At 60.3% G+C, this 25,041-nt stretch carries 20 protein-coding genes and 3 pseudogenes; 12 read left to right on the top strand and 11 right to left on the bottom strand.

What is annotated here, in order from left to right; genetic code table 11:
- The first annotated feature begins 35 nt into the window (after positions 1-35).
- On the top strand, positions 36-1,022 hold the full coding sequence (gene galE, locus A3AY_RS0123690) for a UDP-glucose 4-epimerase GalE (protein ID WP_018328173.1): 987 nt from the start codon (positions 36-38) through the stop codon (positions 1,020-1,022).
- A 61-nt stretch (positions 1,023-1,083) separates the two neighbouring features.
- Positions 1,084-1,278 (top strand): annotated as a pseudogene (locus tag A3AY_RS40705) (beta-mannosidase); the annotation flags it as partial.
- Between the two features lie 130 nt (positions 1,279-1,408).
- On the opposite strand, the gene A3AY_RS0123685 reads toward A3AY_RS40705, so the two are convergent.
- From A3AY_RS0123685 to ligD, 5 genes are read right to left on the bottom strand one after another with little or no spacing between them, the layout of a single operon-like run.
- Entirely contained in the window at positions 1,409-2,182 is a 774-nt protein-coding gene (locus A3AY_RS0123685) for an exodeoxyribonuclease III (protein ID WP_026203758.1), read from the bottom strand.
- Positions 2,183-2,187: 5 nt separating this feature from the next.
- Complete coding sequence (locus tag A3AY_RS0123680; protein WP_026203757.1) at positions 2,188-2,826, bottom strand: alpha/beta hydrolase family protein; 639 nt, start codon at positions 2,824-2,826, stop codon at positions 2,188-2,190.
- Positions 2,819-3,913, bottom strand: coding sequence for a tetratricopeptide repeat protein (locus tag A3AY_RS0123675; protein WP_018328170.1), 1,095 nt, complete (start codon positions 3,911-3,913; stop codon positions 2,819-2,821). Before A3AY_RS0123675 ends, A3AY_RS0123680 begins: the two co-directional genes overlap by 8 nt.
- A complete protein-coding gene (gene ku, locus A3AY_RS0123670) occupies positions 3,913-4,776 on the bottom strand; it encodes a non-homologous end joining protein Ku (RefSeq protein ID WP_026203756.1) in 864 nt (287 codons plus the stop codon). The genes A3AY_RS0123675 and ku overlap by 1 nt, the downstream gene beginning before the upstream one ends.
- 38 nt (positions 4,777-4,814) lie before the next feature.
- On the bottom strand, positions 4,815-7,262 hold the full coding sequence (ligD, locus tag A3AY_RS0123665) for a DNA ligase D (RefSeq protein ID WP_018328168.1): 2,448 nt from the start codon (positions 7,260-7,262) through the stop codon (positions 4,815-4,817).
- An 82-nt stretch (positions 7,263-7,344) separates the two neighbouring features.
- Here ligD and A3AY_RS40700 point away from each other — a divergent pair.
- Positions 7,345-7,496 (top strand): annotated as a pseudogene (locus A3AY_RS40700) (IS481 family transposase); the annotation flags it as partial.
- Positions 7,497-7,499: 3 nt separating this feature from the next.
- Here the strand turns inward: A3AY_RS40700 and A3AY_RS0123660 are convergent.
- The 3 genes from A3AY_RS0123660 to A3AY_RS0123650 all read right to left on the bottom strand — a co-directional run bounded on the left by A3AY_RS0123660 (position 7,500) and on the right by A3AY_RS0123650 (position 10,821).
- Positions 7,500-9,566, bottom strand: coding sequence for an ATP-dependent helicase (locus tag A3AY_RS0123660; RefSeq protein ID WP_018328167.1), 2,067 nt, complete (start codon positions 9,564-9,566; stop codon positions 7,500-7,502).
- 171 nt (positions 9,567-9,737) lie between these two features.
- Positions 9,738-10,310 carry a cysteine hydrolase family protein gene (locus tag A3AY_RS0123655; protein ID WP_018328166.1) on the bottom strand — a complete coding sequence of 191 codons (573 nt, stop codon included), beginning with the start codon at positions 10,308-10,310 and terminating at the stop codon, positions 9,738-9,740.
- Between the two features lie 313 nt (positions 10,311-10,623).
- Complete coding sequence (locus tag A3AY_RS0123650) at positions 10,624-10,821, bottom strand: hypothetical protein (RefSeq protein ID WP_018328165.1); 198 nt, start codon at positions 10,819-10,821, stop codon at positions 10,624-10,626.
- Between the two features lie 242 nt (positions 10,822-11,063).
- Between A3AY_RS0123650 and rpsU the strand changes: the two genes are divergently transcribed.
- From rpsU to A3AY_RS0123605, 8 genes are all read left to right on the top strand, one after another.
- Positions 11,064-11,297 carry a 30S ribosomal protein S21 gene (gene rpsU, locus A3AY_RS0123645; protein WP_018328164.1) on the top strand — a complete coding sequence of 78 codons (234 nt, stop codon included), beginning with the start codon at positions 11,064-11,066 and terminating at the stop codon, positions 11,295-11,297.
- Positions 11,298-11,787: 490 nt separating this feature from the next.
- Positions 11,788-12,531 (top strand): FadR/GntR family transcriptional regulator, encoded by a 744-nt coding sequence (locus tag A3AY_RS0123640; RefSeq protein ID WP_026203755.1) that lies wholly within the window; start codon positions 11,788-11,790, stop codon positions 12,529-12,531.
- A 33-nt stretch (positions 12,532-12,564) separates the two neighbouring features.
- Positions 12,565-13,539, top strand: a complete 975-nt coding sequence (locus A3AY_RS0123635; protein ID WP_026203754.1) for a sialic acid TRAP transporter substrate-binding protein SiaP — start codon at positions 12,565-12,567, stop codon at positions 13,537-13,539.
- A gap of 63 nt (positions 13,540-13,602) precedes the next feature.
- The gene (locus A3AY_RS0123630; RefSeq protein WP_018328161.1) at positions 13,603-14,175 is read left to right on the top strand and encodes a TRAP transporter small permease; all 573 of its coding nucleotides are present in this window, start codon (positions 13,603-13,605) and stop codon (positions 14,173-14,175) included.
- 3 nt (positions 14,176-14,178) lie between these two features.
- Positions 14,179-15,585 (top strand): TRAP transporter large permease, encoded by a 1,407-nt coding sequence (locus tag A3AY_RS0123625; protein WP_018328160.1) that lies wholly within the window; start codon positions 14,179-14,181, stop codon positions 15,583-15,585.
- A gap of 13 nt (positions 15,586-15,598) precedes the next feature.
- A complete protein-coding gene (locus tag A3AY_RS0123620) occupies positions 15,599-16,642 on the top strand; it encodes an L-idonate 5-dehydrogenase (RefSeq protein ID WP_018328159.1) in 1,044 nt (347 codons plus the stop codon).
- A gap of 10 nt (positions 16,643-16,652) precedes the next feature.
- Positions 16,653-17,849, top strand: coding sequence for a mannonate dehydratase (uxuA, locus tag A3AY_RS0123615; RefSeq protein WP_018328158.1), 1,197 nt, complete (start codon positions 16,653-16,655; stop codon positions 17,847-17,849).
- A 281-nt stretch (positions 17,850-18,130) separates the two neighbouring features.
- Complete coding sequence (locus A3AY_RS0123605; protein ID WP_026203752.1) at positions 18,131-18,331, top strand: hypothetical protein; 201 nt, start codon at positions 18,131-18,133, stop codon at positions 18,329-18,331.
- A 318-nt stretch (positions 18,332-18,649) separates the two neighbouring features.
- Here the strand turns inward: A3AY_RS0123605 and A3AY_RS0123595 are convergent, their stop codons facing one another.
- Both A3AY_RS0123595 and A3AY_RS35905 read right to left on the bottom strand, forming a co-directional pair.
- The gene (locus A3AY_RS0123595) at positions 18,650-20,095 is read right to left on the bottom strand and encodes a PAS domain S-box protein (protein WP_018328156.1); all 1,446 of its coding nucleotides are present in this window, start codon (positions 20,093-20,095) and stop codon (positions 18,650-18,652) included.
- Positions 20,096-20,598: 503 nt separating this feature from the next.
- Positions 20,599-22,812 (bottom strand): Ig-like domain-containing protein, encoded by a 2,214-nt coding sequence (locus tag A3AY_RS35905; RefSeq protein WP_018328155.1) that lies wholly within the window; start codon positions 22,810-22,812, stop codon positions 20,599-20,601.
- A gap of 312 nt (positions 22,813-23,124) precedes the next feature.
- Here A3AY_RS35905 and A3AY_RS41545 point away from each other — a divergent pair.
- A pseudogene (locus tag A3AY_RS41545) lies at positions 23,125-23,554 on the top strand (transposase); the annotation flags it as partial.
- 232 nt (positions 23,555-23,786) lie between these two features.
- Here A3AY_RS41545 and A3AY_RS0123575 read toward each other — a convergent pair.
- The coding region (locus tag A3AY_RS0123575) for a VCBS domain-containing protein (RefSeq protein ID WP_018328153.1) at positions 23,787-25,041 on the bottom strand (1,255 nt) is incomplete at its 5' end.

The raw sequence follows: 25,041 nt of genomic DNA, 5'->3' as shown, positions 1-25,041 counted from the left end.
ACCCGGTCTCACCGGATTTTAATGGAGGTTGTGTGATGGTTACGCCGCGTGTACTCGTGACCGGTGGTGCCGGCTATGTCGGCAGTCATACCGCAAAGCTGCTCCGCCTGGAGGGCGTTGAGCCGATTGTCTATGACAACCTGGCGACCGGAAATCTGTCATCGGTGCGCTGGGGACCGTTCGTTCAGGGAGATATCCTAGACACGCCTCACCTGATCCAGGTCATCGAGCAGCACAAGCCGGTCGCCGTCATGCATTTCGCCGCTTCGACCTATGTCGGCGAATCCGTGACCGACCCCGCGAAATATTACCGCAACAATGTCGGTGGAACGCAGTCGCTTCTCGACGCCTGCCGGCACACGAGGCTCGACAAGATCATCTTTTCATCAAGCTGCGCAACCTATGGCGTACCGGCGAAGCTGCCGATTGACGAGGCGACACCACAGGTACCGGTCAATCCCTATGGCAGGACGAAACTGATCGCCGAGCAGATGCTCGCCGACTACGCCACCGCTTTTGGCCTGCGTTACGTAGCGCTCCGCTACTTCAATGCGTGCGGCGCCGATCCGGAGGGGGACCTCGGCGAATGGTCCGAACTGGAAACCCATTTGATACCGCGAGCTCTGCTGGCCGCAGCAGGCAAGATTCCGCGCCTGAAGATATTCGGCGACGACTACCAGACGATCGATGGAACCTGCGTACGCGACTATGTTCACGTGGCCGATCTCGCTCGCGCCCATGTGCTGGCCTACCGGCACATCGAAAAGGGCGGCGACAGCGTGGCTCTCAATTTGGGCGCTGGCCACGGTTCTTCCATCAGGGAGGTCTTGCGCGCCATCAACCAGGTCACCGGGCAAGACGTCCCGATCGCCATCGGACATCGCCGCCAGGGCGACCCGCCGGCTTTGTATGCGGACGCCAGCCGCGCCGAGCAGGTCCTTGGGTTCCTGCCCGAATATTCTGACCTCGCGACCATCGTGCGAACCGCGGCGCCCTTCTTTGGATTGGAGGTGCGGTCGTAATCCGCCGCGGCGGCATCGAGCACACGGGGGCCGAAGGCGCTGAAGAACATGAGATTGGGGCGGCGCGTATCCAAATGGCGATTTGAGTGTGTCATCGAGCTCCGAAATCGAACATCTGTTGCTGCCGTGGGAAGACGTCGATCTCTCCACTCTGGCCGCGGCCGACGCCTACGCGACGGAACGTGGACGCACATTGTTGATCACTGTGGAGCCATGGTCATGGTCACGCGATTGGCGGCTTTCTTCGCAAGATCTCCGGGCGGCTACGGGCGCCCCGACTGGCGGGTCACCCACGTCAACTGATCCTGAAGGGTCACAAGCAAGGCATGGATGCCAATCTTTGGGATGCCAATCATAAACGCCGTCGCTGGAGCTGCAGGTTGTTGTTAATCCCGCAAACTGATCCACACGGGTGCATGGTCGCTTGCGCCAGCCAAGCCACGGATATGCCGGTCGACGCCAGCGCCACTGAGCCGGCGGGTCAGTTCATTGCTCAAAAGGATGTGGTCCAGGCGCAGACCGGCGTCGCGCGGCCATCGGTTCCGGCGATAGTCCCAGAACGTATAAATCGTCTCATCAGGATACACGCTGCGGAGCGCGTCGAGCCAGCCCTGATCAACAAGCCGCCGGAACCCGGCACGGCTCTCCGGCTGGATAAGAGCGTTGTCATCATAGGAACGGGTAGGATAAATGTCGCGCGGTTCCGGAACGATATTGTAATCGCCGGCAAGCACGACGGGCACGCCCGCCGCAAGCAATTCCGCGGCATGCAGCGCAAGCCGGTCGTGCCAGGCAAGTTTATAGTCGAATTTCGGACCGGGCTGCGGATTTCCGTTCGGCGCATAAAGCGATGCGATCAGGATGCCGTTTACTGCCGCCTCGATGTAACGGCCCTGTGTATCGGACGGATCGCCAGGGAGCTCGGCCCGGGTCAGGATCGGTTTGCCGTCACGCGCCAAGATCGCAACGCCGTTCCAGCCTGATTGCCCACGCCAGACTGCGCCGTAGCCGGCGGCTTCGATCGCCGCCCTGGGGAATTGTCCATCCGTTGCCTTGAGCTCCTGGAGGCAGACGACATCAGGTTTTGCCGTGCTCAACCAGGCAAGCAGATTGTCCAGCCGCCGGTTGACGCCATTGATGTTGAAGGTCGCGATCTTCATCGGCGTCAGCGCGCCCGCCGCCCGGCCCACGTCGTCACCGCCTTGGCCATCGTCATCAGGTGGTCGGCAGCCGAGAAACCCGAGAGGCTCTTGCGCGGCTTGAGATCATGGTCGCCATCCTCAAGCCAGAGAATTTCGATCCTGTCCGAGAGCAAGTAGTCCGCAACGTCCTGCCGGGTGCCGAACTCGTCACGCGTTCCCTGACAGATCAAGGTCGGTGTCGCCAGGCCGGCGAGATGTTTTGTGCGTAGCTGTTCCGGTTTGCCGGGCGGGTGAAAGGGATAGCCGAGGCAGAGAAGTCCGGCGATTTTCCCCTCAGAGTAAAGATCGTCGGCAACCATGCTGGCGACCCGTCCGCCCATAGACTTGCCACCGATGATGAGAGGGCCGGCTGCGGCGAGTTCAGCGACGGCCGCCCTATACTCCGGGTTAAGTGTCTCGGCACGCGGCGGTGGCTTGCGGCCCACTGTGCGGCGGGCTGCCATGTATGCAAATTCGAAGCGCGCGATGCGAAAGCCGACCTCGGCGAGAGCCTTGGCAGTCGCGGTCATCGACGCTGAATCCATCGGCGCACCGGCGCCGTGCGCAAGCAGGATGGTGACGGCAGCATCACCTGGTCCGTCGAGCAGAAATCGCTCATGCATTTCGACCACCCGTTTTTCCGATGAACTGGAGGTCAACGAACTGAACGCCGCGGGCTGCTGTTCGGGCCCATTCGGAATCACTGTCGAGTTCGAGATAGCGTGCCCACCGGCGTCGCGCTTCTGTGAGATTGCCGGCATCGAATTCCAGTTTGGCCAGATTGAAAATGGCATCCGCATAATCGCCATCGAGTTCGATCGCTTTTTGCAGGTGCCTGCGAGCCGCATCGACCCGGCCCCGATCGCCCATAAGCCCGGCGAGATTGAACCAGGCCTCGACGAAGCTCGGGTCTAGCTTAAGCGCGCGGGCATACTCATGCGCGGCCTCCAATTGCCGGCCACCCGCCTTGAGGCAATTGGCGCGATTGAAAGCTGCAACGGGATCCGTTGGATCGATGGCGAGGCAACGTTGATAAAGGGCGGCAGCTTCATCATACAGGCCATCCGCTTCGGCGGCTTCCGCCTGCGAAAATAGGTCGTCAAGTTCGATGTCGTCGGGGGTTCCAAGATCGAACAGCAATTGGCCGTCTAGTTCGCTCAAACCTTCGCCACCGCGCACATAGATGATATCCGACCCCTCGTGGTGGAGCGACAGTCGGGCGAGCGATGCCACCGAACGGGAGCGGGAGACCGACCTTGCGATCGCGCTCCAGGGTGCGCCGCTGGCAATCAGGTCCGCATATTTCCTTGCGAGGATCAGATCACGGAACGAATAGGGTTCGGCGGCGTGCTCGAAGGCATCGAACAGGGAGAGAAAATCGAAGGTCCGCGGTGAAAGCCGGGACTGGTCGATCAGCGCCTGCCGTGTCAAGGTCGATGTTTCCGGCGATCTCAGCAGGCCCAGCAAGCGAAGAAATCCGTTCTCGCTGAGAAGAAACCTGCCTTGGCCCGTTTCCGTGTCGAACCGTGCCTCGATCTGGGCTTCGCTTGCCTTTGCCAGCAAACCTCTGCCGAAGACCAGATGCGAAGTTCGGCGCGTTACACCGCGCCGAAGATGCCCACCTTGCCGTTCGACTTCGCGCGTCGCCAGCCGTCGCGGAAATGCTGCCAGCGCACCGACGATCCCGAAGGTCTGGCCAGCTACCGCCATCAGATTTTCTTCTTGGACGTCGGTTTGGCCGTTGCCGAAGCGGTGGCTTTCGCCGCCGGCTCCGACTTGCTCTTGCTCTTGGCGGGAGGCTTCGATTGCGAAAGGCTCGCCTTCAGCGCATCCATGAGATTGATGACATTGCCGCGTTCCGGAGCCGCTGCGATGATCGGCTTGTGACCCTTGAGTTTCTCACGGATCATCTGCATCAGCGCGACTTCGTAGCGATCCTCATAGTTCCTGGGATCGAAGGTCGTCAGCTTCTGTTGGATGAGCGCTTCGGCAAGCTGCAGCATTTCGGGTTCCGGTTTGCCGACCGGGATATTGCCGAAATATTCGGCCGTACCGCGCACCTCGCTCGGATTCCTCAACGTGCAGACGAACATACCGGTCTCGCGCGCGCCGATGGTGACCACCCGCTCGCGGCTCGACAGGACCAGACGCGCAATCGCCAGCTTGCCGGATTTCCGCATCGCTTCCCGCAGCACGATGAAGGTCTCCTCGGCCATCGCTCCATCCGGCGCCAGATAATAGGGCGCATCCTGGTAGATGACATCCACCGACTTTTCGTCGACGAACGCCTCGATATTCATCGTGTGGTTGGATTCGATCCTGACGCTGTCGAGATCGGCATCCTCGATGATGATGTATTTCTTGTCTTCGTACTCGTAGCCCTTCACCAGGTCCGCCCGTTCGACCAGGCCGAGTTCAGGATCGACCGGCTTCATGTTGATCCGGTTATGGGTATCCTTGTGAAGCTGATTGAAGCTGATGCGCTCGCTCGAACTGGTTGCCGGATAGAGCCGGACCGGACAGCTCACGAGACTGAGTTTGAGGTAGCCTTTCCAACTTGCCCTGGGCGCCATGATCATCTCCTGCGCGGCAACGCGATTGCTTTCCGGCCTTAAGACAGCAAGGGCAAATCCCTGGCGAAGCCGTCAATATCGGCCCATGGATCGCCGGACGTGGCCAGAAGGCCCGGCAATGAAGAATAGTTCAAATCCTCGGGAGCGTCGATAGCTTCAAGATCGGTCCAACTCACGGGGGTCGATGCAGGCAGATTGGTGCGGGCGCGAAGCGAATAGGGAGCAGCCGCCGTATGACCGCGTGCGTTGCGGTGAAAGTCGATGAAAATGCGCCGTATGCGATTGTCCTTGCCCATCGTCGTGGTGAACGTTTGCGGAGCAGTCGCCGCCAGGCGCGCGGCAATGGCGCTTGTCGCCGGATGCGCTTTCCTCCAGGAGAGCTTCGGCGTAACCGGCACAACCACATGGATACCCTTGCCGCCCGATGTCTTGACGAATGGGACAAGGCCAAGGGCACCCAGTTCACCACCGATGTGGATGGCCGCCTCGACCACCTCGCGCCAGGCGACACCCTCGCCGGGATCGAGGTCGAAGACGATACGATCCGGCTTTTCCAGCCGCTTTCGAGTTGTCCCCCAGGTGTGGAATTCGACCACGCCGAATTGTGCCAGCGCGAGGAACCCTCTTGCATCTTCCACCGAGAGGTAGGATTTTGTTTCGCCCTCGGAATTGGTGGTTGCGAATGTCGCCATCGAGGATGGCATGCCAGTGAACGGATGGCGCTGGAAGAAGCAGTCCTGCGCCTTTCCCGTCGGACAGCGCACAAGCGAGACCGGGCGGCCGAGAATATGCGGCAGCATGAAATCGCCGACCAAGGCGTAGTAGACCGCGATGTCGAGCTTGGTGGGACCCGATCGACCAAACAGCCGGCGTGTCGGATTGGTGACCGTGATGCTGGCGAGATCGGCATCCGAGATCAACCGCTCGCGCCGGGCGGCAACCGGGGTGGAAAGTGAGATGTCGCGAAGCCCCTTGAAGACGGCGTGGCGGAGCGCATTGTCGGCGGTACGGTTGGCATAGTGAATATGCGCAGAAAGCACCGGCCTGACCCAGATGATATCCCTTGGCGCGCCATCGAGTTTGGTTGCGCCAGCACGCAGCGGCTGCAGACGAGCAAGCAATTGCCTGAGCATGTCTGCGCCGAAACCCGTTCCGACCTTGCCGCGATATTCCAGTTCGCCATCCACCCATTCGCCGAGCGCGAGCGCGGCAAGGCCCTCAGCTGCTTCGGAGGTGGTGTAGCCGGCAATCACGAAGTCGCCGGCTTTCAACGCCTTGGTCTTGGTCCAGGTTTTCGATCGGCCACAATGATAGGGGGCCGAGGCACGCTTCGACACGATGCCTTCGAGCCCCATTTCCGAGGCCTGCTCGTAAAGCGCACGCCCGTCGCCAACGACGTGATCGCTCAGCTGAATGGCGGAGTGGCTGGATATGTGCCCCTCGAGCAGCTGCGCCAGCAGCGCCTTGCGTTTCTCGAGAGCAACGTTGGCAAGGTCCCAGCCGTCGAGATGGAGGAGGTCGAAGGCATAGAAGACAAGGCTGGTGCCTGCGCCTTTGGCGAGCGCATCCTGCAGCAACGCGAACCGGCTGATCCCCTTGTCGTCGAGCACGACGATTTCGCCGTCGATGACGGCGTCGCGGCTCGGCAGCCGGCGGAAAGCCTCCGGCAAGTCACCATAGCGCTTCGTCCAATCCAGTCCGCCGCGGGTGAGCAGATGCACCGCACCGGCGGAAACGTGCGCCATTGTCCGGTAGCCGTCGAACTTGATCTCGTGCAGCCAGATCTCGCCTTGGTCGGCGCGGCCGGGTGGAATTGCCATCGGCGTTGCAAGTTGCGGCTCAATGCGCGCTGGCAAGGCGCCTTTCACCGCACCAGGAATCGCCCTCAGATTGAACTTTACCGGCCTGCCTGCAGGCTTTGGCTTCTCCACCAGTTCCTCTATCCGCCGGCCGGACTTGACGCTTTCCGGACGCGCCGCGAGGATGTCGATGGTGTCGTCTGCAGCGAGGTCATGTTCCTTCAACAGCAGCCAGTTGCGCCCATGATCCCCATCCCCGGCCTTCAGCCGCGCAAGCATCCAGCCGCCATTGAGCTTATCGCCGGCTAGTCGAAACTTGAAGGCACCCGTCCGCAAGCTCTTCTCGACATCGTCCATCGGCGCCCAGACGCCGGTGTCCCAGACGATCATCGGACCGGCGCCGTATTCGCCCTCAGGGATCACACCCTCGAAGTCGATGTATTCCAGGGGATGATCTTCCGTTTCCACTGCCAGCCGCTTATCGACCGGGTTGAGCGATGGCCCCTTTGGAACAGCCCAGCTTTTCAGCACGCCGCCGACCTGCAGCCGCAAATCGTAATGATCCGCAGTGGCGTGATGTTTGTGCACGACAAAACGGTTGCCGTCGCCGGCGAGACTCCCAACCGGCTCCCGCGTCTTCGAAAAGTCCCGCTTTTTGCGATAGGCCGCCAGTTTCGATGTCGCCATATCGCCACGCTATGGCTTGTCCGGCAAATCTGCAATAAGGGTGCAGCCTTCTTCGTGGTGACTGCGCTGTCATCCTGACTGCTATGTCGGGGCCTTCATCACTGCCAACAACTTCGCCAAACACCTCATGGCGCTGCGATGGCGAACGCCCTATCGGACAATCTGCGAGGCCTGGAGAAAGGACCCGTCAATATCAAGATTAATCCGCACCATCTCATTCCGGGACCGGGCACCTCGCTATTTCCACATCGTTTTCATTCGGGCGGCGACGTCGATGCGAATCTGCCTGGCGCTACGCTCCGAGGCTGCGGCGCTTACTGCGGGCCAGGTCGCCGTCTCGAAAAACTGGAGAAGGGTCGCAGGGATAAAGCGGGTTCTCGACGCGTAGATATGCCGATCACCTTGGGCGTGCTGGCCGCCGGTGAAGAAGCGCTGCGGCATAACCAGGGTCAGGCTGTCCTTCGCTCTGGTCATGGCAACATAGAGCAGCCGACGTTCCTCCTCGATATCCTCGGTGGTGCCAGTACCCAGATCCGACGGGATGCAACCATCGACCACATTCAGCATGAATACAGACCGCCATTCCTGGCCTTTGGCTGAATGGATTGTCGACAGGATGAGATAGTCCTCATCCAGCAAAGGCATGCCGGCCTGGTCGCTGGTGGCATCGGGCGGATCAAGCGTCAGTTCTGTCAGGAAACGCTCGCGACTGGGGTAGCCGGAGGCGATCTGTTCGAGCTGCAGCAGGTCTGACTTGCGGGTCTCCGCGTCCTCATGGATCCGATCGAGATGCGGCTCGTACCACGCCCGCGCCTCGGCAATCTCCAACGGCCATTGGGAACCGGATTGCCTCAACCCTGCCAGGAGCTCAACGAAATGTGCCCAATCCTCACCAGTTTTCGGTGGTGGAGGAACCTCGGCGAGCGAGACGAGCGGCTCCGGATCGGCAGCTATGGTGTCCAGGATCCTGCCTGCCGTCTGCGGTCCGATTCCGGGCAACATCTGGAGCAGACGGAAGCCAGCGACGCGATCAAGGGGATTTTGCGCAAACCGTAGTACGGCCAGTATGTCCTTGACATGAGCGCTATCCAGGAATTTCAGGCCGCCAAACTTGACGTAGGGTATATTTCGCCTCGTGAGTTCCACCTCAAGCGGACCGCTGTGACTGGATGAACGGAAGAGAACGGCCTGCTGCTTCAGCATCATCCCGGTCTCACGGTTGGCGAGCACCTGTTCGACAATGTAGCTAGCCTGGTCGTTGTCGTCCTTCACCGTTAGGAGTCTTGGACGCTCTCCTGACGGCCTGTTTGTCCAGAGGTTCTTGGTGAACCGTTCCCGTGCAAGGTCGATGACGCCGTTGGCCGCCGCCAAGATCGTCTGCGTCGAGCGATAATTGCGGTCAAGCGTGATGACGTCGGCCGCCGGTGAGAACGCCTTTGGAAAGTCAAGGATGTTCCTGACGGTTGCAGCGCGAAAAGAATAGATCGATTGCGCGTCGTCGCCCACGACGGTCAGGCCGCGTCCGCCCGGCTTCATGGCCATGAGCACAGAAGACTGGAGGCGGTTGGTGTCCTGATATTCGTCGACGAGGATATGGTCGAACCGGTTGCCTATATCCTCGGCGAGTTCAGGGTCGCCCACCATTTGCGCCCAGTAGAGCAGAAGGTCATCGTAGTCGAGGATGTTCTGGGCCTGTTTTGCTTCGACATAGCCGGTGAACAGCTGCTTCAATTGCTGTTCCCATTCGGAGACCCAAGGGTACCGGTTTCGTAGGACCTCGCTCAGCGGCGTTTCGGAATTGACCGTTCGCGAATAGATCGAAAGGCAGGTGCCCTTAGTGGGGAACCTCGTTTCGGTCTTGGAAAGGCCAAGCTCGTGCCGGACCAGGTTCATGAGATCGGCCGAGTCGGCGCGGTCGTGGATCGTGAAGTCCACGTTGAGACCGATCTGCTCGGCATAGATTCGCAGCAGCCGCGCGCCGATCCCGTGGAACGTTCCCGCCCAGACGAGGGCGTCCGTCATGATCGCAGCGTTTGATGCCAAAACCTGCTTGCAAATACGTTCTACGCGACGGGACATCTCCGATGCAGCTCGGCGGGAGAACGTCATAAGCAATATTCGCCTGGGGTCCGCACCGTTGACGATCAGATGCGCCACCCGGTGGGCAAGCGTGTTTGTCTTGCCCGACCCGGCTCCAGCGATGATCAACAAGGGACCGCCGGCCTTGTCAGCCGGCAGTCCGACCCCATGCTCAACGGCAAGCCGCTGCTGTTCGTTCAATTTTTCCAGGTAAGCCGCAACCAAACCTTTTCCCCGAACTGTCCTGTTGACCGGCCGCGCAGGGCCGCAAATTCGCCCAAGGACTACAACATTGCGAGACGTGGCACCACTCTGCCGGTGGAACAAATACGGAACTATCATTTCGGACGGCGGTTGAAAAGACCTCATGCCACCACGGCTCGTCGATCAGTGCGACTATCCGGCACTTGCAAGGAATTCTTCCGTGTCCATGAGCTCGAGTTGCACGGAAAACCGATTGCCCAACAGTTCAAGGGAGGCATCGTGGGTCTGGTCGGTCCCGCTGCAGACAGCGTCCTTCAGAATAATGGTGCGATAGCCAAGGTCGATCGCGCCGAACACCGTCGCCATGACGCAGACGTCCGTCTCGCCACCACTGATGACGAGCGTGGAAACCTGCTCGCGGCAAAGCGTGCTATGCAGGCGTCCATCGAACCAGGGAGAGTAGACGTGTTTGTCAAAATGTCTGGCCGGAGGAATAAGCTTGTTCAGACAGGGCACGACGTTGACCATTTCACGCGGCAGATACTCACCCGTCATCATCCACCATTTACTGTAGTAGGCGCGCCAGGTCCCCGGCAGGGCGGCAGGATGCTCCGGGGGGACAAATCGCGTGAAGACGGTCCGCTGGGCGTGACGCCCTGCTAGCTCCTCGATCTGCGGCAATATCGTCTCCATCCAGGGGACATGCCAGGGCGTCTCCTCCGCAAACATCCGTTGCATGTCGACACAGATATGGCGCCACTCCATCGCTTCTTCTCCGGTAGAGCTGTGCCAAACGTGGGCAGGCCTCGAAAGTTCCTTTCGTTTAGTGCCGCGTCGCATCGACGACCGACGCTGCGGCGGCTGGCGTTTCCCCTGGCACTGGTGCAACTTCGTCTGGCTAATGATCGGTTTGCCGGCGGGTTTCTAGCGGATCAAGGCGACCGCCGAGCAAAGGTACTTTTGTGGCGGAGTTGAACCGCGGGGTTGAGACCGACTTCGGGCGGACCCCGGCGCGTTGCGTTGCGGCGGAGCACCGTGTCACTCCGCTTGAATGGAGCACCTACCGGAAATCGGCGGACTAATGGATTTCCTGTTCTACCAAAGCATCGATCAGTCGAATTTGCGATCGCACGCCGCGGCTGTATTCCGAAATCAGAACCGCCGCCTCCTTGATGGCCTCGCTTCGCGGCATATTCTTTTGGCGGCACCATGCATCGAGTACCGTTTGTAGCAGAGCAATATCTTTTGGCGGTATGGAGGTGGCAAAATGTTGCATCGTTATCCCTCCCAAGGATGACACCGACGCTGTGACAGATCGCCTCCCGCGATCTCCAGCGATACCACTTTAGTCCAATTTCACCCGCGGAAAAACAGATGTTTGGAACGAAATTTGCTCATGACGGACCCACGCACGACCATCTCTTTGAAGAATGGCCCAACTACCCGCTAGCAAATTTTTCCAAACGCTATAGATTGCGCTGCCATCTCTCCTAAAACGCAGGTTCCAAAAGGGTTCACATGCAAGTATTGGTTCGCGACAACAATGTTGATCAGGCTCTCCGTGTCTTGAAAAAGAAGCTTCAACGAGAGGGTATCTTCCGCGAAATGCGGTTGCGGGAAGCGTATGAGAAGCCGTCCGTAAAGAAGGCACGCCAGAAGTCCGAAGCGGTAAGCCGTCAGCGCAAGAATGCTCGTAAACAGCTTCAGCGCGAAGGGCTTTTGCCCGCGGCCAAGAAGAAGACCGGCCGATGAAGGGCGCTACGCCTTCGCTGTCTTCGACTTCTCTGAGTGTAGCTGCGCGCTAGCAACAGATCGATCGCCGTTTCGGCCAGCACTTTGCGCACGTCCGGTGCGCAAAGTGCTGGCCGTTGCGCGTCATTCGCGCTTCGTCGCCATGGGACGACATCTTCGTCTGCTCCCCATTTGTGCCGGTTGCCGCACCGCGGTTGAGTGACGGAATATCCGTCTGACCACTTCAGTGGTTCCAATCCACACCTTCTTTGCATCTCCGTTGCTGCCCGAACAGCGCTCCGGTTGCCCGTTCTTTGCGATGCATAGGAGCGGCAAAGGACACGGCGTGGCAACCTCCGGGCTTGGACCTTACCCACTTCCAATGGCTGCTTGCCCGAATCTGCAATCAGGGCGTTGACTTATCGCTCGCAGCGCGTACTGTTTGAATATTGGTATGACCACCTTGCCACATGACCGCTTGCGAGCCGGTGTTGGCGCTATCGAGGAAGCGATGTTCTCTGCCGTGGAATCACGCCGCCTGTATCGCCAGGTGGCGGACCAGATGCGAAGCCTGATCGAACGGGGCGAGTTGTCTCCCGGCTCTCGGCTTCCGGCCGAGCGCGAGCTGGCGCAGATGCTCGGCGTCTCCCGCCCGACCGTTCGCGAAGCGCTGATCGTGCTGGAGGTGGAAGGCTTCGTCGATATCCGCATGGGCTCCGGCATCTACGTGACGGTGCGCAAGAGGACGTCGGCTGATGTCCCACCGGAGGATTTCGAAGGACCGTTCGAACTGCTGAGGGCGCGGGCTGTCGTCGAATGCGCAGTGGCCGAAGAGGCCGCCCGGCTGGCACGGCCGGAGCATATCGCCTTGATGGACGACAATCTGACGCAGATGGCAGCCGCGCTCGAAGACCGGCGCTTGGCGCTGGCGCTCGACCGCGACTTCCACGTCATCGTTTCGGCCATCATCGCCAATGCGACGCTGAACCGTTTCATCGGCAGCATCCACGACATGCGCATGACGCCCTATTTCGAGAAGCTCGCCAGCTATTTCGAAAACACCGAGACCTGGCGGGCCGCAATGGAGGAGCACCGCGCCATCCGGGACGCGATTGCCGCCGGCGACCCGGTCGCCGCTCGGGCCGCGATGCGTGCGCATCTCGACCAATCTCAGCTTCGCCTGTCGGAAAGTTTCGGGGAGGAACCGTCCGACAGCACGATACCGGCCGCGTGGAGGCGTGCCGGGGGCAACTAGCCACAACCACTTCAACTTGGGAGGAGCATGACCATGAAGTTCAAATTGCCAATGTTACTTGGCGCGACTGCCGCGATCCTGGTCTCGGCGTTCACCGCGCAGGCCGAAACCGCGCTGAAATGGGCGCATGTCTACGAAACATCCGAACCGTTCCACACCGAATCCGTCTGGGCGGCCGAAGAGATCGGCAAGCGCACCGAGGGGCGCTACAAGATCGATGTCTTCCCCGCCTCGCAGCTCGGCAAGGAAGCCGATCTCAACCAGGGTCTGAAGCTCGGCACGGTCGACATCATCATTTCCGGATCGAGCTTTGCCGCGCGCGAATATGCGCCGATCGGCGTCACCTATTACCCCTATACCTTCCGCGATCCAGCGCATTTGATCGCCTACACCAAGAGCGATGTCTTCAAGCATCTTGCCAAGGGATACGAGGACGCCTCGGGAAACCATATTACTGCCGTCACCTATTATGGCACCCGCCAGACGACATCCAACCGGCCGATCGGCAAATGCAGCGACATGCAGGGCTTGAAGATGCGCGTCCCGGACGTGCCGGCCTATCTTGCGATGCCGCGCGCCTGCGGCGCCAACACGACGCCGATCGCCTTTGCCGAGGTCTATCTGGCCCTGCAGAACGGCACGGTCGAAGCCCAGGAAAACCCGCTGACGACGATCGAGGCGAAGAAATTCTTCGAGGTGCAGAAGCACATCGTGCTGACGGGCCATATCGTCGACCATCTGAACACCCTGGTTTCGAAGACGGTGTGGTCGCAGCTCTCCGATGCCGACAAGCAGATTTTCACCGAGGTGATGCAGGAGGCTGCCGAGCGCGCCACCAAGATCATCGAAGAGCGTGAGAAGAAACTGGTCTCGACCTTCAAGGAAAAGGGCATAGACGTTACCGAAGTCGACAAGGGCGATTTCGAGAAGACCGTCGTGGAAAAGGTCGCACTCGAGGACCTCGGCTACAAAAAGGAAGACTGGGACGCGATCCGCGCCGTGAAGTGATGTTCGCGCCGGCTGCTCGTGGCCGAGCGGCCGGCATTCCGCACCCCATCGCCGGATGATTCCATGTCACAAGAAATCCATACACCGATTACGGCGGAAGAACTTGCCCATTCCTTCGAAGACGCAGCGCCGACGGCCGATGTTTCGCACTATGCCGTGGAGGATTGGGCCACGCTCGCCATCTTCTGGGTGATGACGGCTTGCGTCTTCCTGCAGTTCTTCACCCGCTATGTCCTTAACGATTCCTATGCCTGGACCGAGGAAATCGCCACCAACTGCCTGATCGCCGTGGTGTTCCTCGGCTCGGTCATGTGCGTTCGAGTGTCACGCCACATCCAGGTCGACGTGCTCTATCACTACTTGCCGCAGCGTATCGCCCGCGCGCTCGCGATCTTCGTGGATCTCGTGCGCATCGGCTTCTTCGCCTATGCCTGCTGGCTGATGTGGCGCTATGTGGCGATCGTCGCCGACGAACGCATGGTGACCGTCGATCTGCCGCGCAACATTGTTTTCTACAGCGTGCTGGCCGGCTTCGTGCTGATGCTCGGTCGTTCCATCCAGGTCTTTGTCGCCAATCAGCGGCGCGGCTATTCGGTTCTCGAAAAGCCCGAGGAATTTCAGAAGGTTGAGGATTGATCCATGCTTCTGCTCGTCGGTTCGTTTCTTGTCTTGATGGTGGTCGGCGTGCCGGTTGCCGTCTCCATGGCCGTGGCTTCGGTCCTCTACCTCGTTTTCTACAATGTCGCACCCGACATCATCGCGGCGCAGCGCATGATCGCCGGCGTCGAAAGCTTCCCGCTTTTGGCGGTGCCGTTCTTCATTCTCGCCGGTAATCTGATGAATTCCGCCGGTGTCACCGGCCGCATCTATTCCTTCGCGGTCGCGCTCGTCGGCTGGATGAAGGGGGGGCTGGCCCAGGTCAATATAATCGGTTCGGTGATCTTTTCCGGCATGTCGGGCACGGCGCTGGCCGATGCCGCCGGCATCGGCACGATCGAGATCAAGGCGATGAAGGACCACGGCTATCCAATCGAAACGGCCGTTGGCGTCACCGCCGCCTCCGCGACGCTCGGCCCGATCTTTCCGCCGTCGCTGCCCTTCGTCATCTACGGCATGATGGCAAACGTCTCGATCGGCGCACTGTTCATGGCGGGCATCGTCCCCGGGGTGGTCATGACCGTGCTGATGATGCTGACCGTCGCCATCTTCGCCTATCGGCGCGGCTGGGGTTCGGACACGCCCTTCGAGATGAAGCAACTGCTGTCGGCTTCGCTTGAGGTTGTGGTTGTGCTCTCCGTACCGATCTTGATCTATCTGTTGATGTCGGCCGGTCTGTCGATGAATATTGCCGTCGGCATCGCACTCGCCGCGCTTCTCGCCCTCGACTGGTATTTCGACTTCTCGGCCGTGATGGCGCTGATGACCCCGGTCATTCTGATTGGCGGCATGACGATGGGCTGGTTCACGCCAACGGAAGCGGCGGTCGCAGCCGTGCTGTGGTCACTGTTCCTCGGCCTCGTCCGCTACCGGACGATGACATTCTCGACATTGGCCCGCGCCACCTTCGACACGATCGAAACCACGGCGTCCGTTTTGTTCATTGTCACCGCCGCCTCCATTTTCGCGTGGTTGCTGACGGTGAGCCAGGCCGCCCAAATGCTGTCAGGCGCGATCCTGACGATCACCGACAACAAATGGGTGTTCCTCATCCTGGTCAACCTGTTGATGCTGTTCGTCGGCTGCTTCCTCGACACGATCGCCGCAATCACCATCCTGGTGCCGATCCTGCTGCCGCTGGTCACCCAGTTCGACATCGATCCGGTGCATTTCGGCCTGATCATGACGCTGAACCTGATGATCGGATTGCTGCATCCACCGCTCGGTATGGTGCTTTTCGTGCTATCGCGCGTGGCCAAGCTCTCGGTCGAGCGGACCACGATGGCGATCCTGCCCTGGCTGGTGCCGCTCTTCGTCGCACTCCTGCTGATTACCTTCGTTCCGGCCGTCACGCTCTGGCTGCCGACCGAACTCGGGCTGATCCGCTAAGGGGAGATATGTCATGCGGACGCGTCTGACGCGGCTTTACGGCCAACGCGATCTCAAGGTGGAAACGACGGATGTCGGCGATCCCGGCGACGGTGAAGTGCTGCTGAAGATGGCCGCGGGCGGCATTTGCGGCTCGGATCTTCACTATTACCAGGACGGCGGTTTCGGTCCGGTGCGGGTGCGCGAACCGATCATCCCGGGACATGAAGCCTCCGGCTACGTGGCGGCACTCGGACCGAATGTCTCCGCTCTTGCCCTTGGCGAACTGGTGTCTGTCAATCCGAGCCAGCCCTGCGGGCATTGCCGCTTCTGTGACGATGGCCTCAGCATCCATTGCCTGAACATGCAGTTCATGGGCAGCGCCATGCGCCTTCCCCATGCACAGGGCATGTTTCGTGACTGGCTGGTGGTTCCGGCCAGCCAATGCCTGCCGGCGGGTTCGCTGGTGAGCGCCGGTGAGGCCGCCTGCGCCGAGCCGCTGGCCGTCTGCCTGCATGCGGTGTCGCAGGCCGGCGACCTGCAGGGCAAGCAGGTGCTGGTGACCGGCGCAGGGCCTATCGGCGCGCTGGTCGTCGCAGCAAGCCGCCATGCCGGCGCGAAAACGATCGTGGTGACCGACCTTGCCGATGCGGCGCTGGATCGCGCCCGAGCCTGCGGCGCCAGCCGCATCATCAATGTCCGGCGCGAGCCTCTAAAGCTTGCCGAATACGAAGCCGACAAGGGGCAGTTCGACGTCGTGTTCGAATGCTCGGCCGCGGAGCCTGCCCTACGCAGCGCGATTGCCACGGTGAGGCCGCGAGGCATAATCGTGCAGGTGGGGGTGACGGGGGACATCACCCTGCCGCTGAATGCCCTGGTCGGCAAGGAATTGCGTCTGATCGGATCGCAGCGGTTCGACAGTGAATTTGCCCTTGCCGTCGCGCTGATCGCGGATCGAAGTATCGATGTCCGGCCGATCATCTCCCACACTTTCGCGCTCGAGCAGGCCGTCACCGCCTTCGAGCAGGCCGGCGATCGTTCGACCGCCTGCAAGGTGCAGCTCAGCTTTTTGTCCTGAAGGAGTTCTCATGCGACACACATGGCGTTGGTTCGGTCCGATCGACCGGGTAAGCGTTGGGGATGCGGCTCAGGCCGGTGCGCACGGCATCGTCACGGCGCTGCATCATATCCCGACCGGCGATGTCTGGCCGGTGGAGGAGATCACCAGGCGACAGGAGCAGGTTCGCGCCGGCGGCCTCGAATGGGAGGTCGTTGAGAGCGTGCCGGTGTCTGAAAGCATCAAGACGCAGACCGGCCCCTGGCGCGAACACATCGCAAACTGGCAGGAAACGCTACGCCGTCTCTCAGCCGCCGGCATCCGCACCGTCTGTTATAATTTCATGCCGGTGCTCGACTGGACGCGCACCGATCTGCGCTGGAGCGCGCGTTACGGCGCAAAGGCCATGCGTTTCGACCGGATCGACTTCGCCGCCTTCGACCTCCATCTGCTGCAGCGGCCAGGCGCCTTGGAGGACTATGACGCAACGACGCGCGAGGAAGCGGAACGACGTTTTCGCGACATGACCGACGAGCGGCGGGCGGCACTGTCGCGCAACATCGGCGCCGGCCTCCCCGGCTCGGCGGATGGCTACAGCCTGCAGCAGCTCAGGGATCATCTGGAAACCTATGCGGGGATCGACCGGGAGAGGCTGCAGCGCCATTTCGTCGATTTTCTCGCCGAGGTGACGCCGGTGGCCGAACGGGTTGGCATCAATATCTGCGCCCATCCGGACGATCCGCCGTGGGCGTTGCTCGGTTTGCCGCGCATACTCTCCAGCGCCGAGGACTATGCCTTCATGCTGCGGCAGGTCGACAGCCCCGCGAATGGCGTGACGTTCTGCACCGGTTCGCTCGGCGCCCGCGCGGCCAATGACCTGCCTGCCATGGTGCGCCAGTTCGCCCCGCGTATTCACTTCATCCATCTGCGCAATGTCCGGCGCGAGGAACTGCAGACGCCCTGCTCCTTCTACGAGGACGAACATCTCGAGGGCGACACGGATATGGTGGCGGTGATCGCCGAACTGCTCGCCGAGGAGAAGCGGCGTCGCGCCGGCGGCCGGGCGGACCACCAGATCCCGATGCGGCCGGATCACGGCCAGGAAATCCTCGACGACCTGACGCGCGGCGCCCAACCCGGCTACCCCGCGATCGGTCGCCTCAAGGGACTGGCCGAATTGCGCGGCATCGAGCGCGCCTTGTCGCACGCGACCTATGGGCTGGGCTGATCATGGAACGGCTGTCTGCCTCGATCCCCTTGCCGGCCCAAATCGAAAGGCCGTGCTACGATCGCGCCACCTTGAAGCCCGGCATCCTGCATATCGGCTTCGGTGCCTTTCACCGGCGCATCAGGCCGTCTATACGGATAGAGCCCTGGCTGAGAGCTTCGGCGACTGGGGAATTGTCGGCGTCAGCCTGCGGTCACTCGACGCAATCCGGGACCTCAGGGCGCAGGGGCCGCCGTGACGGCGCGGAGTTTGCCTACGCCACCGCGCTTTGGATCGCCTAAGTGCTCCAAACGCCGGATGTGGACGACCCGCGCCGCAATGAACTTGCGGCCGCAGCGACAGAAGCGATCGCCAAAAACGAACCGTCAGCCTTTTTCAACATTCCCGGCCTCTTTCCGCCGGCGCTCGTCGAAGACGCAGCCTGGCGGAACCGGCTGAATCGTGAACTGAAGGCGATCAGGAACGCTGCGGAGCCTGGCTAGTCGCCTACTCCGCGAATGAACAAGGCGCCGACCAGCCCCAGCACAACGATGCATTGCAGGATGAACATTGGCCACTGGTCAGACACGGAACACGTCCTTGGGAACCATCCATCCGCCCTGCGAGTTCTCTAGCAGTTGATGCGCAGAGGATTCGCTATGAACAATATCATTTATCTCATCGGACTGGTTGTTGTCGTTATCGCCGTTCTGTCGTTTTTCGGGCTGCGATGATCGAAAACGCTAATTTGTTTCCGCACACATGCTTGCCGGGACATGCACGGTTCTCAAGGCATCAATTGCGGAAGTGAGAACGGCGCTTTAAATCGTGGAAAGCCGCTCCCGGGCGACGGAAAGGCGGATCGACAACCCTTCGGGATGCCAGCGGCGGACAATCTGGCCGCCAAACTGGCTCTCGACCGTTGCCTTGCCAAGAAGCGTTCCGAATCCGTCGCCATCGGTTTTTTGATCCACTGTCGGTCCGCCGCGTTCGGCCCAGGTCAGGACGAACTGCGTCCCGTCCTCCTGGCACGAAATGTCGACCACGCCTTCGGGGACTGACAACGCTCCGTATTTGGCTGCGTTGGTCGCAAATTCGTGAAGCAGCAAAGCAAAGCTGGTCACCACGGAACCGCTGATCAGAACATCCGCGCCCATTACGCGAGCCCGGGGCTTGTGGCCGTTTGAAACACCATCATAGGGCGCCAGGATCGTCCTGATCAACTCATGCAGCGTCGTTGTGTATTCGGCGCTACCGCTGGCTTCAGAGAAATTGGGGATGGTCAAAGCGTGAGCCCGCGCCAGAGCGTTCAGGCGGTCGCGCACGACCGTCGCCAGTTCGGTCGTCGTTTCCGCCGACCGGGCGCTGAGGGAAACGACGCTGCTCGCGACGGTGAACAGGTTTTTGACTCGGTGATTCATCTCCCCGATCAGAAGGTTTTGCTGTTGCTCGGCACGCTTGCGCTCGGTGATGTCGCGGGCGATCTTCGCGGCGCCGATGACCCTGCCCTCGCGGTCCCGGATCGGAGAAACAGACAGCGATATTTCGATCAGGCTGCCGTCCTTGCGTCGCCGGATCGTCTCGTAGTGGTCGATGCGTTCGCCGCGGCGAATACGGCCGAGAATGGCCGGCTCCTCGTCGTGCCGTTCCTGCGGGATCAGCATGGCAACCTGCTTGCCGATGGCTTCAGCCGCAGTGTAGCCGAACAACCGTTCGGCGCCACGATTCCAGCTGATGATAGTGCCGTCCAGATCTTTCGCAAGGATCGCATCGTCCGAGGAGGCAAATATGGCAGCGTACCGCTGTTCGGCCTCGTCGGCGATGGCCCGATCCGTCAGGTCGACCAGCATATTGACGGCGCCGGCGAGGTTTCCTGCGTCATCGAAAAGCGGCGTCGGATATGCGAGGAAGGGAACGCGGGTGCCATCGGGACGCTCGGCAACTGCCTCCAGGCCCCGATTGGCGCGTTTTTCCTTCAACGCGACTGCCATCGGACATTCGTCATGCGGCAAGGGCCGGCCGTCGGGCCAGTACAGCTTCCAGGAGCCGCAGAATTCGCTTTTGCCGATCTCGGGGTGAACGCCCCACATTGCAGCCGCAGCACTGTTGTAGAACGTGATGCGGCCGTTCGCGTCTGTCATGTAGATCGGCTCGGGAAGTGCCTCCAGGACATGCTCAACAGCCACGGCGCCCCTCTGGGAGCCGCTGTACTGGCTGCCTGGGACCAGATCATCGCGTTCGTTTTCAAAGATCGGAAGAGAGATCATTTGGCTCCCTTGTGTGGAAGCGACAGCGCCCTGAGGCCGAAGTCGGAGGTTCACTATAATCCGGGCGGGTGATTGTAGAAAGCCCCACTTTCTTACGGTAGCGCAAACACTCTTCAGATCTTGTTGCGAACCGGTCTGCCACATCCAATTTGATAATCTCGCTACCGCCGATCTTCATTCAGCCTGCGCCTTTTGCATAGCGCGAGTGGCAGGGCGCGCGACGCTGCGCACGCGCGTTTGCCGGGGAGCCATCATCAGGATGATGTCCGCTCATATTGCTTGTATTTAACGGATTGCTAACATATCACGACTGACCAAGAGGCCCCTCGCTGGTCAGTTGGAGGTTAGCCTTACCCCGGGGCCAAGCCTCTGCAGGCAGCGTCGTCGCATATCACGCACGCAGCCAGGGGCCCGGGCGGCGATTCTCGCACGTTGCCCGGGCCTCAATCCCATGGTGTTTCGCTTGTCATGAATTAGGCGGGCAGCGGAAAAAAGTTGAGGCGCTAGTGAGCTCTGCTTCGCGTGATTGACGCGTCACCGGTTGCACGATCATCGCCCCGCCGTCGATATATCACCCGATATGCCCCGCTCTCGACAGGGAACATGGAGTAGGCAACTCCCTTCACGGTCTCGGTTTCATGGTCCACTGGCAAACCGTCGCGGCTGATCGCGACTACCTCTTTCTCACGAGTTCGTGCCGGAATCATTCCGCGAAGCATCGTTCCGGTTCGCCTGTCGGCAAATGCCTCGAACGTAAGGACGTCACCGTTCCATCCGATACGTGCGAAATGCGAGTTGTTGCGGCCGTCGGTCCAATCGAGCAATTGCTGTACCGAAACCAGCGGCACGCCGCGAGCCTTCGCTACGGCCGTCAATTGTCTGTCGAAATCGTCACTGAAATCGTAATGCGTGCCGAACGCGCCGTAATAACCCTGGGGTCCCAGAGCCCGGTCAAGCTGTGTTTCGATTGCTGACGGAAAGCTCATTTCGCTTTCGTTCACAAGGTGCGATGCGACTTGGTAGACGTCGATCATGCTGCCGTCGAGATCGGCAAACCGCATCGGCAGGCCAGAACCGGTCATGAAGCCGGGGCGGTCCTTTATCCACGAGCCCAGCCAATAATAGTAGTTGAGGTCCATGCGGATCCCGTAACGCGCCTCCACCTTCGGCGTCGACGCCCAGTCGCTCCAGGCGACGCAGTGGGTGCGATTTCCGGTCTGTGGGGGCAGATCCGGATACTTGATGCGGAACGCGTAGAGTTCCCGGCTGAAGATACCCACCAGATCCGTTGGCACGAAATTGCTGCAGCCGGTGTTGACGTGCGCGCCTATGTCGAAGCCGTCGGCGGAATAGGCATGCGCCGCCTCTTTGGACAAACCGCTACTCGTGTAAATCCACGACGTGGAGCGGTAGCATTCCCAATCAGCGATCGAGCACCACTCGGGCTCATTGTCCTTGAGGCGATTGAACGATCTCTCGGTTCCGCTGCGGGTACCGTGATCATCGCCGGTCATCACCAGGACCGCCTTAAGTCCTTTGGGAAGGTACCACAGCCTCGGCAACGGCGCCTTGTCTTCGAGCATGAAGTTCATCAAATTGACAAGCAATCGCTGCTGCTCGTCGGCTACAGGGATGGCAATCCTGTCGAAATCGTTCCAGTCGGGTTGCCTGTCGCCATCCTTGGCGCCAAAGAACAGATCGTTCGGACGGATGACCGAATTGCCGTCGCGTTCATCGCCGGCCCATGCCGGATTGCCCTGACGGGTGTAGATGATCGAGCGGGCAAGATCGTAGGTAAACGCCGCCGCCTGGCCTCCGGCTTTGCCAATCGAGCGAATCGTGATCGCCGGGTTGGGCGTGGCGTTCGACTGGTTGTTGTAGAGCCGGGCGACTTCGATCGTGCCTTCCTTCAAGCGGTATAGATCGGCCGCGCCATGATAGCGGATCGTCTCGCCGACGATACCGTGTCCGGGTGCGCTTGCGGTGTCGATCAGCAGATAACCTTCGTTCTGCGATGCGGCTTGGTCTCTCAAACCCAGCAGGTCGGCAAGCTTTTTGTCGGGCCGCATTGCAATCAGATCGCCACCTGTGTCGACCCATGCGGAAAACATCGCCGCCTGCGCTTCACTCAGCGGCATCTCGCCCAATAACGCCAAGCTGAACCGGTTGAGCAGAGCCAGGTTAACGTTCGACAAATCGACGCTTTCGAACGAGCCTAACCCTTCGGCGCGCAGAATCTCGCTGTAGTATTTGCTGAAGGGCAACACACTCGAACTGACGAGCAGGACAGGCCCTCCGAATCCGCGATCAAGATCGCGCCGCGTCGTGAACGCCCAACTTCGACCGTCAACCAAGGCGTTGCCGGCCCTGTCCTCAATACCGGCAGCAAGGGTTGCGGTATATCTTGTACTGCTCGTCAACCGCATGGCTGGCGCAAGCACGACTGAGCGGGTCCATTCGTCGTACGAGACGTTCGTCTTCACCGGCAGGCCATTTGCCGAAAGCCGAAACGAGTCCACCCCGATGCTGGCTGGATCGATGTCTTCGCTGAATGTCACAGTGATCGCTGCATCGAGATCGACATCAACCCCGCCCGCTAAAGGGGTCGCCCAGGACACAGTCGGCGCTGTGCTATCTTGCGAGGCAAGCACAACCAATCCTGCCACAGCCAGCATTGCCGCGACGATCAGAGTGAGAGCACGGCTCCTTCCGGTCATGTCTGCTGCGCCTCCCGACGTTCCAATTGGATACGCAAGTTGAGTTCCGCAAGCAATAGCTAAAGGATTAACGCATCTTTGAAGCGTCAATTGTTGACGTTGCGGAACGGACCTTCGTCATGAAGGAACAACCGATTTCCGTAGAATGGACAGTGCTGGAGCCGATCGCGAAACGTCGCGGTACGCGCTGTGCCTCAATCAAGGGTAGTCGCATTTGCCAGCAATAAAGGGCGGTCGTGCAATCGGCGGAACGAGATAGGATGGAGTTGGCTGAATGCCCCATCGACTCCGCGACACGAAGCGACAGCCGATCCCTATGTGAAGCGGGGGAAGACGGATGCTGCGGACGTGGCCGCTATTTGTGAAGCCGTGACGCGCCCATCCATAAGTTTTGTCATCAAGAGCGAAGCTTCACCGGTTCTGGTTCTCCACCGCACGCGGATTTCTGGTTCGCGCAACGCGCTCCGAGCCCACACCACGGTGTTCGGCACATCGCTGAGAAAGACGCACAAAACGCTGACCGATTGAAGGGACAGCTGGATCAACTGCCAGAGATGGCGAGAATACCCGTAAGTTTGCTCTTCGATCAGTTGGCTGAGACGAACATGCGACTCGAGCGGCTGACCAGTGAGATCGAAGAGAGCTACGACCAGAATGAGACAAACCAGCGTCTGGCTAGGACCCGGGTGTGGCATGCTGTCGGCGACAATCATCGCCGATGACAGCGCCGGATGTCCATAATTTAGGCAAGCGTTATTTCCGACGCTTGATCCGGAGGAAGCCGAAGGTTGTCGCCCATCCCTTTTGCGGATCCCATGCCAACATTTTCGCCGTCCTCAGGGGCGAAGGATATCTTCGCACAGTGTCCTCCGCATGGGCGTAGTGGCTGAAACAGCACCTTTGCTTTGAGTTAAAAGGCCGTGTGCCCTCCGAGACCGGTGAGAGCACAGATTACAGTCTGATTCCAGACCACCTCAGACAAACAGGAAGTCGTCCGAGTTGAAATTTGCAAGGCCGCCGAGCGTGGTTATGTTGTCGAGTTCAGCGACAACCACCGCGCCTCCGGCAGAACTTGGGTTCTGATCATAGTAGACCGCCGCATGGCCGAGATCCGTATTGTGGAACACGAACAATGCCCCGGTGGTTATGTTGCTGTAACCATTTATGGTACTCTGAAAGGTTGCGTCCGTGACGCTCACATCCGTTTTGATGGCGACCTCCGTTCCGGCAACATTGATCGTGCCGTTATTTCCCGCCTTGACGTTTTCCACACTTAAATTGTTATTGCCGACGGCGAATTCGAACGTTCCGCCTCCAACGTCAAACTGGAACCGGTCCGCGGTAGTGCTGTTCGTGCCGGAATTAAAGTCAGTCATATGGTTCGTCGTGCTGGCAAGCCTTTGGAAAACGAAGACGTCATTTCCCACGCCTCCGGTCAGGGTGTTGTTGCCAACACCACCGTTCAGAGTGTCATTGCCGTCTTGGCCGAAAAGAGTGTCGTCACCTCCCAGTCCAAACATCATATCGTTGCCGCCGCCGCCGTAGAGCACATCGTCGCCCGTTCCACCGCTCGAATTCTGAGAGTTGCCATTACTGCCGGTGATAATCGTAAACGTCTCGGTCGTCTCGAAGGCCGTCCCTATGGGATCACCGGTCTGCGTTGCCTTCACCGTCACTGAGAATGTGCCGTTCGTTGATAGCTCTTCCGAACTAAGCGTATCGCCGGTTAGCGAAAACAAGCCCGGATTCGACTGCGAAGCAATGCTGAAGATGAATCCACCTGTGTCGGGATCAGTCGCCGTCAGCAGCCCACTGAACTCAAAACTATTGAAGTTGACGCTGTCCGCCGGAACGACAGGCGTCAGCTTAATGTCGGTCGGTGCCTGCCTAGCTGGCCCATCATCTCCGCCGGTGATGGCAACGACGATGCTGTGGCTGGCCGTGCCGTCGACGATGCTGTGGCTGGCCGTGCCGTCGAGCGAGCTGACGCTCAGCGTGTCGTTGACGGCGTCGCCCTGGTTGAGCGCCTGGGTCGCCGCCCGGTCGTTGTCGAGCGTATAGGTCCAGCTGCCGGTGGCGGCATTGAAGGTGAAGCTGCCATAGGTGCCGTTGAGTGAGGCCGGGGCGGCAAACACCGCCTCGCCGTCATCGACATCGCTGACCGTCAGCTTGCCGGAGGCAGCCGGATCGCCGCTGCCGGCCGCACCCGCCTCGACCGTCGCCCGGTCG

Source organism: Rhizobium giardinii bv. giardinii H152, assembly GCF_000379605.1.
GTDB lineage: Bacteria > Pseudomonadota > Alphaproteobacteria > Rhizobiales > Rhizobiaceae > Pararhizobium > Pararhizobium giardinii.
This window is presented reverse-complemented; position numbering and strand designations above follow the sequence as displayed.